Origin of the sequence: Streptomyces mashuensis, from assembly GCF_014654785.1 — a bacterium.
Classification (GTDB): Bacteria; Actinomycetota; Actinomycetes; order Streptomycetales; family Streptomycetaceae; genus Streptomyces; species Streptomyces mashuensis.
On the sequence record NZ_BNBD01000009.1, the window covers coordinates 282121 to 292527 of the forward strand.

The 10407-nt window shown below is 73.6% G+C and carries 8 protein-coding genes and 1 tRNA gene; 5 read left to right on the forward strand and 4 right to left on the reverse strand.

What is annotated here, in order from left to right:
• Window positions 1-7: 7 nt before the first annotated feature.
• Both IE305_RS22130 and IE305_RS22135 read left to right on the forward strand, forming a co-directional pair.
• Window positions 8-616 (forward strand): GVDTG sorting domain-containing protein, encoded by a 609-nt coding sequence (locus tag IE305_RS22130; RefSeq protein WP_190131416.1) that lies wholly within the window; start codon window positions 8-10, stop codon window positions 614-616.
• 207 nt (window positions 617-823) lie between these two features.
• Window positions 824-1498: a class F sortase gene (locus IE305_RS22135; protein WP_373311713.1), complete on the forward strand. Its 675-nt coding sequence runs from the start codon at window positions 824-826 to the stop codon at window positions 1496-1498.
• Here IE305_RS22135 and recQ read toward each other — a convergent pair.
• On the reverse strand, window positions 1495-3453 hold the full coding sequence (gene recQ, locus IE305_RS22140) for a DNA helicase RecQ (RefSeq protein WP_190131417.1): 1959 nt from the start codon (window positions 3451-3453) through the stop codon (window positions 1495-1497). The two genes, IE305_RS22135 and recQ, sit on opposite strands and share 4 nt — an antisense overlap.
• A 76-nt stretch (window positions 3454-3529) precedes the next feature.
• On the reverse strand, window positions 3530-5587 hold the full coding sequence (locus tag IE305_RS22145) for a restriction endonuclease (protein WP_190131418.1): 2058 nt from the start codon (window positions 5585-5587) through the stop codon (window positions 3530-3532).
• 260 nt (window positions 5588-5847) lie between these two features.
• On the opposite strand from IE305_RS22145, the gene IE305_RS22150 reads away from it, so the two are divergent.
• A complete protein-coding gene (locus tag IE305_RS22150; RefSeq protein WP_190131419.1) occupies window positions 5848-6366 on the forward strand; it encodes an RICIN domain-containing protein in 519 nt (172 codons plus the stop codon).
• 54 nt (window positions 6367-6420) lie between these two features.
• On the opposite strand, the gene IE305_RS22155 is transcribed toward IE305_RS22150, so the two are convergent.
• Both IE305_RS22155 and IE305_RS33555 read right to left on the reverse strand, forming a co-directional pair.
• Window positions 6421-6493 (reverse strand) — tRNA-Arg (locus tag IE305_RS22155).
• Window positions 6484-7752, reverse strand: a complete 1269-nt coding sequence (locus IE305_RS33555) for a M6 family metalloprotease domain-containing protein (protein WP_190131420.1) — start codon at window positions 7750-7752, stop codon at window positions 6484-6486. The genes IE305_RS22155 and IE305_RS33555 overlap by 10 nt, the downstream gene beginning before the upstream one ends.
• A 282-nt stretch (window positions 7753-8034) precedes the next feature.
• Between IE305_RS33555 and IE305_RS22165 the strand changes: the two genes are divergently transcribed.
• Together IE305_RS22165 and IE305_RS22170 are read left to right on the forward strand one after the other, a co-directional pair.
• Entirely contained in the window at window positions 8035-8688 is a 654-nt protein-coding gene (locus IE305_RS22165) for a TetR/AcrR family transcriptional regulator (protein ID WP_190131421.1), read from the forward strand.
• A gap of 98 nt (window positions 8689-8786) precedes the next feature.
• The gene (locus IE305_RS22170; RefSeq protein WP_190131422.1) at window positions 8787-10307 is read left to right on the forward strand and encodes an MFS transporter; all 1521 of its coding nucleotides are present in this window, start codon (window positions 8787-8789) and stop codon (window positions 10305-10307) included.
• Window positions 10308-10407 lie beyond the last annotated feature (100 nt).

Genomic DNA, 10407 nt, shown 5'->3' on the forward strand with positions numbered 1-10407 from the left:
AGGAAGCATGCGTACTGCACGAATGCTCGCCGGGGCCGCCGCGACGGCAGCCGTGCTGGGGCTGCCGGTCGCCCCCGCGTTCGCCGACAACTTCGGGAAGCTGGAGATCAGCCCGGGGACCGCGCAGCCCGGCGGCACGGTCACCGTCAACACCACGGCCTGCGGCGCGGACGGCCACGCCACGGCCGACGCCAGTGCCGTGGGCGGGCCGGCGTCGTTCGAGCTCAAGCCCGGCACGCACAAGGAGGTCGTGGTCGGCCAGTTCGACGTGCCCCGCTCGGCCAAGCCCGGCACCTACGGCATCGGCGCCAAGTGCTCCAACGGCAAGGAGGCCACCGGCGACCTGATCGTGAAGGCCACGGGCGGCGGAAAGACGAGCGGCGGGAACACGAGCGGCGGCAAGGAGGCCGGCACGGGCGGCAAGGAGTCGCCCATGCCGCGCACGTCGCACAGCAGCTCGCCGATGCCGCCCAGGGGCGGCATGAAGACCGGCCTCGGCGGCACGAACGACGACTCCGGCACCGTGGAGATCGTGGCCGGGGCGGCCGTCCTGGGCGCCGTGGCCGTCGCCGGCACCTGGTTCCTGCGCCGCCGCGGCGGCAGCGACCGGGTCTGACCGCGGACGGAGGCTCCGGTGCCCTCCGGTCCGCCCCTCGGCCCCCGGGCGCGCGCACGGCGCCCGGGCGCCGGGACCGGGCGCCGGCCGGGCGCCCCGGCCGCGTCGTGGGCCGCCGCCTGCCTCCGGGCGGGCGGCGGCACCACGGCGTCCCGCGGGCCGGGCCGCGCCGGCCCGCCCCCGCCCCGGCCCCCGTACGACACCCGGCTGAAGACCGTGATCGCCGTCGTGCTCGCGGTGGGGGTGCTGGCGGGCAGCTGGCTCATCGACCACGGCGCGCGGAAGCAGGGCCCGCCGCCGCAGCCCTCCGCGGCCGAGGCGTTCACCCGCTCCCGCGGGCCGCTGCTCGCCTGGGGCCGTGGCGAACGGCACGTACCGGCGCTGCCGCCCTCCCCGCCGACCCGTATCCGCATCCCTGCCATCCGCGTCGACGCGCCCCTCACGCCGCTCGGCCTGATGCCCGACCAGAGCCTGGCCAGCCCGCCGGAGGGCGACAAGAACCTCGCCGGCTGGTACGCGGGCGGGCCGGCGCCCGGCTCCGTCGGCACCGCGGTCGTCGCTGGCCACGTCGACACCGCCGGGGGTCCGGCCGTCTTCTACAACCTCGGCGCGCTGAAGAAGGGCGACACCGTGGAGGTCGCCCGGCACGACGGCCGCACCGCCGTCTTCGGCATCGACGCCATCGAGGTGTACGCGCGGACGGCCTTCCCCTCCGACAAGGTCTACACGGCCGCCGGCCGCCCCGAACTCCGCCTGATCACCTGCGGCGGCGGCTTCTCCCAGGAGGAGGACGCCTACCTCGGCAACGTCGTCGTCTACGCGCACCTCACCGGCGTCCGCCGCACACCGGGCCCCGCGGCCCAGGCCCTCCCCGCTGCCTAGGCCGGGGCCTGGTCCTCGAACGGCTCCGTCTCCTGCGTCACCTCCCGGCCCGCCAGCACGTCGAGGATCTGCTGCCCGTACTTGGCGAGCTTGTTCTCGCCGACGCCGCCGACGGCCGACAGCGCCTCCAGGGAGCCGGGCCGGACCGTGGCGATCTCGCGGAGCGTCGCGTCGTGGAAGATGACGTACGCCGGGACGCCCTGCTCCCGCGCGGCCGCCGCCCGCCAGGCGCGCAGCCCCTCGAAGACCGGCACCGCCTCCGCCGGCAGGTCCACGACCGCCGCCCGCTTGCCCGAACCGCCGCCGCCCTTCGCGGACTTGGCGGCCCGGGCCGGCCGCGCCGGGTCGCGGCGCATCGGCACCTGCCGGCGCGAGCCCAGCACCTCGCCGCTGGCGTCGGTGAGCACCAGCGTGCCGTACTCGCCCTCGACGGCCAGCAGCCCCTGCGCCAGCAACTGCCGCACCACGCCCCGCCATTCGGCGGCGCTCAGCTCCGTGCCGATGCCGAAGACGGTGAGGGTGTCGTGGTCGTGCTGGACGACCTTCGCGGTCTTCTTGCCCAGCAGGATGTCGATGATCTGGCCCGCGCCGAACTTCTGCCGCCGCTCGCGCGCCAGCCGGTAGACCGCGGACAGGAACTTCTGCGCGGCGATCGTGCCGTCCCAGGTGGTGGGCGGGGTCAGGCACGTGTCGCAGTTGCCGCAGGAGGCGCCCCCGGGCTGCCCGAAGTAGGCCAGCAGCCGGGCCCGGCGGCACTCGACCGTCTCGCACAGCGCCAGCATCGCGTCCAGGTGCTGCCCGAGGCGGCGCCGGTGCGCGTCGTCGCCCTCCGACCCGTCGATCAGCTTGCGCTGCTGGACGACGTCCTGCAGCCCGTACGCCAGCCAGGCCGTCGACGGCAGGCCGTCACGCCCGGCACGGCCGGTCTCCTGGTAGTAGCCCTCGACCGACTTGGGCAGGTCGAGGTGGGCGACGAAGCGCACGTCCGGCTTGTCGATGCCCATGCCGAACGCGATCGTGGCCACCATGACGATGCCGTCCTCGCGCAGGAACCGCGCCTGGTTCGCCGCACGCGTCGCCGCGTCGAGACCCGCGTGGTACGGCAGGGCCTCGATGCCGTGCGAGACGAGGAAGGCCGCGGTGTCCTCGACGCCGCGGCGGGAGAGACAGTAGACGACGCCCGCGTCGCCCACGTGCTCCGTGCGCAGCAGCTCCAGCAGCTGCTTCCGGGCGTCGTCCTTGGGGACGATGCGGTACTGGATGTTGGGCCGGTCGAAGCTGGCGACGAACTGCCGGGCCCCGCCCAGGTTCAGCCGTGTGGCGATCTCCGCGCGCGTGGCCTCCGTGGCGGTCGCGGTCAGCGCGATGCGCGGCACGTCCGGCCAGCGCTCGTGCAGCGCCGACAGCGCCAGGTAGTCGGGGCGGAAGTCGTGGCCCCACTGCGCCACACAGTGGGCCTCGTCGATCGCGAACAGCGAGATCTTGCCGCGGTCGAGCAGCCGCAGCGTGGACTCCACGCGCAGCCGCTCCGGCGCGAGGTACAGCAGGTCGAGCTCGCCGGCCGCGAACTCGGCCTCCACCATGCGGCGTTCGTCCATGTCCTGCGTGGAGTTGAGGAAGCCGGCGCGCACGCCCAGCGCGCGCAGCGCGTCGACCTGGTCCTGCATGAGGGCGATCAGCGGCGACACGACGACGCCCACGCCGGGCCGCACCAGCGCCGGGATCTGGTAGCACAGCGACTTGCCGCCGCCCGTGGGCATCAGGACCAGGGCGTCCCCGCCCGCGACGACGTGCTCGACGATCGCCTCCTGGTCGCCGCGGAAGGCGTCGTAGCCGAAGACGCGGCGCAGGCAGCGCAGGGCATCGCTGTCGCGGGGATCGCCGGCGTGGTCGCCGGGGGCGCGGGAGTCGCCGGCGTGGTCGTCGGGGCTGATGGTTTCGGTGGGGGCGGCCATGCAAGGAAGTCTAGGGGCGGCCACTGACAGTGACCGCCGGATCGCGGAACGAGACCGGAAGGCCCAGGTCGGGCCGTCAGGCGACCTCGACCCCGTGATCGCCGAGCAGCGCCTCCAGGCCGCCGGTGTAGCCCTTGCCGCCGATCACGAAGTCCCAGTCGCCGTTGTCGCGGCGCCGGAAGGAGCCGAGGACCAGCGCTGTCTCGCCGGGGCGCCCGTCGGAGACCTCCAGCTGCCCGAGCTCGGCGCCGGAGGCGTCGGTGAGCCGGATGCGGGCGTCGGTGAACAGCGACAGGTCGGCGTCCGGGTTGACGGAGGGGTCGACGGCCGCGACCAGCACCAGCCGGTCGGCGGCCGCGGGCAGCGCCTCGAAGGCCACCTGGAGGGCGGCCTTGTCGGGGTGCGCGGGGGCGACGGTCCGTACCGAGCCGTCGGGCGTCGCGGTGTTGTTGTAGAAGACGAAGTGCTCGTCGCCCAGGACACGGTGCCCCGCGCAGACGAGGGCGCACACGTCGAGCGCGACCGCCCCGGACCAGGACATGCCGAGGACGTTGTACGCGGCAGGGGTCTGGGCGGCCGCAGCAGCAGCCGCAGCAGCTGCCTGGGCCGGATCGGTGGGCGCACCCCCCAGCCGCCCCCGCAGCCCGTGCTGCCGCAGCAGCTCCACGAGCTCCTCGCCGGAGATCAGCGTGAGCGGTTTGCCGTTCGCGAAGGCGTACGAGCCGGGGCCGAACCCCGACGTGGTGACGAGCACGCCCTTGTTGGCGCCGGCGCCCTGCACCGTGCCGTACAGGTCGCGCACGGCGGTGGGCGGCACCGTCCGCCGGTACCGCTTGACCTGGACGATGATCCGCCCGCCGCTGATCGGGTCGGGGTCGAGGGCCTCCACGTCGACGCCCCCGTCGTTGGAGCGCTGCGTGGTCACCGCCCGCATGCCGCGGGCCCGGAACAACTCGGCGACCAGGGCCTCGAAGGCGATCGGGTCCATCTCGAACAGATCGGGGTCGTCGCCCCCGCCGTGGGAGACCACCCCGCGCCCCACCTCGTCGGGCATCCGTACGGGCGGGACGGTCGCGAGCTGGTCGGGGCGGGCGGAGAGCCTGCCGCCGAGCGCCTCGGTCAGGCAGTCCACGGCACTGACCTGCTCCAGGTGCAGCTGCGCGTAACCGGCGCGGGAGACGGTGGCGGAGGCCAGCACGATCCGCGCCCGGCGGCCGGTCGCGGGGTCGTGGTCGTCGACGAAGCCGTTGACCGCCACCGACTCCAGGGCGCCGAACTCGTCGGCGGCGAACACCTCGTGGACGGCGAGCAGCACGCACTGGGCGAGCACGTCACGGTAGAGCGCGCGCCGCTGCCCCGCGGGGCGGGCCGTCTCCCGCTCCTCGTCGGCGGTCGGCATGTACCGCACGGCCTTGGCCGCCGGCACGACGTCGTACGCCGGCAGCTCCCAGGCCAGCACCAGCTGCCGGGCGCCCGGGTCGTAGGCGGCGGATATCTGGTGCGGGAAGTCCTCGGGCCACGCCTCGGAGGCGTACAGGGCGGCCGAGAAGTACTCGACGACCGCCTCCGGGTCACCGGCGCGCAGGGCCGTGAGCAGCTCCGCTATGCCGGCGTTGTGCTGCCGGATCTCCGCGAGCGTGGTCGCGGCCCACTGGTCGTACTGCTGCCGGTAGGCCGCCAGCTGCCGCAGCCGCCCGGCCTCGGCGGCCTGCGCGGCGTGCCAGTCGTGCTCGTACCGCTCACGCCCCCCGAACCCGCGGTACTGCCCCGGGTCGGGCATCGGCACCGGCTGCCCCAGATGCGCCGGGTTGAAGGGCTCCAGCTGCTCGGGCCGCGCCAGCGCCGACGAACGGAACGCGGGCGCCCGGCACCCGGCCGCCAGCAGCCCCTCCAGCTCCGCCACGCGTGCCTCCAGCGCCTCGGTACGCCGCCGCGCCTCGGCCTCGCGCGCCTGCCGGTACGCCTGCCGCCGCTCCCGGTCCTGCCGCGCCATGTCGCGTTCGTACGCCCGCTGTTGCCGCTCGGCCTCCCGCTGCCGCTGCGCCTCCGCGCGCTGCCGGGCCTCCCGCTCGCGTTGCTGCTGCCGCTGCGCCTCGGCCCAGATCCCGATCAGTCCACTGGAGCGGCGACTCATACCCGTTCCTCCCCAGGCAGCGCGCGGCGCCCGCCCCCGTGTGCTCGTGACTCTCCGCACAACTTTAGTGGTCGGCGCGGGGGGAAATGATCAGAAGCGCGGAGATCCGGCCGGGGAGCGCTTCCCGCCAACTTGCCACGGCCGGCGCCCCCGGCTCCCCTTCCCGAGGCGGCGGCTATACCCTGCGGGCCGCACACGGCACAGCGGCACAGCGCACGGTCCACGTACGTCACCAGAGACGCACGAGAGACGAGGGACACATGAAGTCGCGCTATCGCCTGTCCGGCATCCTGGCGGCCACCGCCGCCATCGGCGGCCTGACCGCCACCTCCGCTGCCGCCTCGCCCGCACTCCCCGACAGCTACGGCTGGGTCCGCAACGCCAACAGCGCCCACTGCCTGGCGGTACCGGGCGGCAGCACGCAGAACGGCATCGGGCTGATCCAGTGGGGCTGCGGCGGCTGGCAGGACCACTACTGGCAGTTCGAGTACGCCTTCAGCAGCGGCGGCCGCAGCTACTACCACGTAAGAAACCTCAACAGCCGGCAGTGCCTCGCCGTACCCGGCGCCAGCACGACACCGGGCACCCAGGTCATCCAGTGGCCGTGCGGCGACTGGAAGGACCACTTCTGGGGCGTCGAGTACACCAACAAGGGCAAGCGGCTGGTGAACTGGAACAGCGGCCAGTGCCTCGCCGTCCCGGGCGCGAGCACGGTCCAGGGCGAGAAGGTCATCCAGTGGCCCTGCGGCGACTGGCCGGACCACTACTGGAACTTCTGATCCAGGGTGCGCGGAAGGCCCCGGACCACTACGGGTCCGGGGCCTTCCTGCCGGTGCCCCCGGGCAGATTCGAACTGCCGACACCCGCTTTAGGAGAGCGGTGCTCTATCCCCTGAGCTACGGAGGCGGGGCAGCCGTCAGTGTAGCGGGTGGGGTGGTGGGGCGGGCAGGGCGGCGGGTGATCTTCAGGCGCCACGTCGTGGGGGTGGGGCGGGCCAGGACGGTGATCGTGAGGGGGCCTCTCGACCAGGATTCGCCGGGGCGGAAGGGGGCGTCCGTGAGGGCGGGGGTGACGTTGGGGTCGGTGGTGTGGCAGCCGCGGCTGCCGGGGGTGGCGTCGATCGTGCGGACCGGGGCGGCGCCCGAGGGGAGGTCCGTGGCGACGAGCGACAGCAGGACTCCGGGGCGGCACACCAGGTGGTCGACGCGGCCGGGGGCGCGGGCCTCCAGGGTGAGGGCGCGGGCGGGGGAGAGCGGCACCACGGCGAGCTTGGTGCCGCCGGGGCGGGTGGCCGAGGTCAGGGTGAGGGTGCGGCTGCCCGGGCGGGACAGGCAGAGCACCTCGCGCCGGGCCAGCCAGCCGAGCTTCCACTTGTGCCAGGCGAGGAAGTCGTTCGACGGGCCCCAGTCCTCGTCCATCGGGTCCCAGTGCCCCACCGGTGTCCTGGTTGCGGTGGCGTAGAGGTCGGGCAGGCCGAAGGCGTGCGCGTTCTCGTGGACCAGGACGCGGTAGGGGCTGTCGCCCGTCTGGCGGCTCCAGATGAACGAGGCGTTGCGGAACGGCACGCCGTCGTCCGTGCGCAGCCCCGTGGGGCCGCCGGCGAAGGTCACGGAGCGCACGTCGCGCGTGGCGGGCGGGCCCGCCTGCGGCGTGGCCAGCACGTTGATCAGGTCGTAGCGGCGGAAGTCGACCTCGTCGTCGGCCGCCGCCAGGATCTCCCGGGCGATCGCCGCGTAGCCGTCGTCCCGGCCGGGCTCGAAGGCGGCGGCGCGTGTGATGCCGTACCAGCGGTACGGGTGCGCCATCCGGATCCAGCGCGGCACCGGCGTCGAACGGTAGTCGAGCCGCCCGTAGGAGGCGGTGCGGAAGTGCCGTGCGACGGCCGGGAAGAACTCCGCGTACCGCTGCCGGGGGCTGATCCGCGCCGGGGCGTCGGGGAAGTCGATGAAGAACGTCACCGCCCGCACCGTGCCGTGCGAGCGGGCGAAGCCCCGGGGCGTACGGGCGCCCTCCGAGACCCCGGGGGTGCGCGCCCGCAGCGCGCAGGGGCCCGACGGCGGCCGGCCCGGTGCCCGTACCTCGCCCGCCTGGGACGCCACGGGTGCGGCGAACGCGCACAGCGCGGCGGTCAGCGCCGCGACGGCCGCTGTTCTCCTGCCGGTCACCGCACACCTCCCGGGCGGGCGGGCGCCCCGTGCGCCCGCTCTCCGCTGTTGAGGCTTTGCCGCGGGAGACCGCCTTGCTTCGCCGGCTGCGACGGATGGACGAGTCACGTCACCCGCGGGAGAAACGCCTCCGCGGCGCCGCCGGGGTGCCTCAGCGGTGTGGCGTACCTCTCAGATCGTCCAGAAATAACCGGGGAGGTCCTCCCCGTTTACAACAGCGTTCGTGCCAAAACGGGGAGGACCTCCCCGGTTCCCCGAGCGTTCCCCGAGGAGAGATCCACCGTGGTCACCGCCCCGCAGCCCCGTCTGCGCGCCGACGCCGTGCGCAACCGTGAGCGCATCGTCGCCGCCGCCCGGGAGGCGCTCGTCGAACACGGGGCCGATTCCTCGCTCGATGAAATCGCTCGACGCGCCGGGGTCGGCAATGCCACCCTGTACCGGCACTTCGCGGACCGCCGCGAGCTGATCCATCACGTCACCCTCTCCGTCATGGCCCGCGTCACGGACCGGGCGGAGAGCGCACGAGCCGAGGAATCCGATGCTTTCCACGCGCTGAGGCGCTTCGTCCACGCCGCCGCGGACGAGCAGATCGGGGCGCTCTGCACCCTGTTCACCGAGGGCGGCCTCGACGCCGAGCACCCCGACCACGTCGAGGCGCGACAGCGGCTGGAGAGCGCCATCGGGGCGTTGATCGCCGATGCCCGCGCCTCCGGGCAGCTGCGCGACGACGTCGGTCTCGGCGACCTCATGATGGCCCTGACCCAGCTCACCCGGCCGCTGCCGCACACCGGTTGCCTGGGCCTCGACCGTTTCGTGCACCGCCACTTGCAGCTCTACCTGGACGGACTGATGAACCCCGCGCGCTCCCGACTCCCCGGCCACGCCGCCACGTTCGAGGACCTGCGCGCCTCCAGAGAGCAAGGGCAGCGCGGCTGACGGCGGGTCAGCCCACCGTTTCCGCAACGCCCGTGCGCCCCTGCGCCACCCGTACCACTCGCAACTCCTCCACCACTCCGCCAGATAGGCCGCATCGCATGCCCGAGACCCTCACCGCACCCGATCCCAAGCGCTGGAAAGCGCTCGTCTTCATCGCCCTCGCCCAGCTGATGGTCGTCCTCGACGCGACCATCGTGAACATCGCCCTGCCCTCCGCCCAGGCCGACCTGCACATATCCGACGGCAACCGGCAGTGGGTCATCACCGCCTACGCCCTCGCCTTCGGCGGACTGCTGCTCTTCGGCGGCCGCATATCCGACCTGTGGGGCCGCCGGCGCACCTTCGTCATCGGCCTCATCGGCTTCGCCGTGGCCTCGGCGCTCGGCGGTGCGGCGCTCAACTCCACGATGCTGATGGGCGCCCGCGCCCTCCAGGGCGTCTTCGGCGCCCTGCTCGCCCCGGCCGCGCTGTCGCTGCTCGCCGTGATGTTCACCGAGGCGCAGGAGCGCGCCAAGGCGTTCGGCATCTTCGGTGCCATCGCCGGCGGTGGCGGTGCCGTGGGCCTCATCCTCGGCGGTGTCTTCACCGAATACCTGGACTGGCGCTGGACGTTCTTCGTGAACATCCCGTTCGCCGTGGTCGCCGCCATCGGTGCGATCGCCACCATCCACGAGCCCGCCGAGGCCCGCAACCCCTCGAAGCTCGACGTGCCCGGCGTCGTCCTGGCCACCCTCGGCCTGGTCTCCCTCGTCTACGGCTTCACCCGTGCCGAGTCCGACGGCTGGACGGCCGGCTGGACCATCGGCCTGTTCGTCGCCGCCGTCGTGCTGCTCGGCGCGTTCCTCTTCGTCGAGTCGCGGGTCAAGGCGCCGCTGATGCCGCTGCGCGTGCTCATGGACCGCAACCGCGGCGGTGTGTACATGTCGCTGGGTCTGGCCGCCATCGCGATGTTCGGCCTGTTCCTGTTCCTCACGTACTACCTGCAGATCGTCCGCGGCTACTCGCCGGTGACCACCGGCCTGGCCTTCCTCCCGATGATCGCCACGATGATCGCCGGCTCGACGCAGGTCGGCGCCCGCCTCATGACGCGCGTCCCGGCGCGCTGGCTGATGGGCCCCGGCTTCCTGCTCGCCGCCGCGGGCATGGTCCTGCTCACCCGCATCGACCTGAACACCTCGTACGCCACCGGCGTGCTGCCCTCGCTGCTGCTGATGGGCCTCGGCATGGGCACGGCGTTCATGCCCGCCATGAGCCTGGCCACGCACGGCGTCCAGCCGCGCGACGCCGGTGTGGCCTCCGCGATGGTCAACACCTCGCAGCAGGTGGGCGGCGCCGTGGGCACCGCGCTGCTCAACACCATCGCGGCCAGCGCCACCACCTCGTTCTTCACGGACCACATGAAGGACGTCATGGCCGGCAAGCCGAAGAAGGTGCTGATGTTCGAGTCGATGGTGCACGGCTACACCACCGCCGTGTGGTGGGCCGCCGGCATCCTGACGCTCTCGGCCCTGATCGCCCTCGTCCTCGTCAACGCCGGTCACCAGGGCGGCCCCAAGAGCGCCGCGTCCGGCACGCCGGGCGAGGCCGCCGAGGACGCCATCCCGGTGATGGCCCACTGAGGCCGCACCGTAGGTGAGTGAAGGCCCCTGCCGGTACGCCGACGCTGTTGGCGAATTCGGGGGTTCGCGTGACGTCGGCCTTCAAGACCCGGTTGTGGTC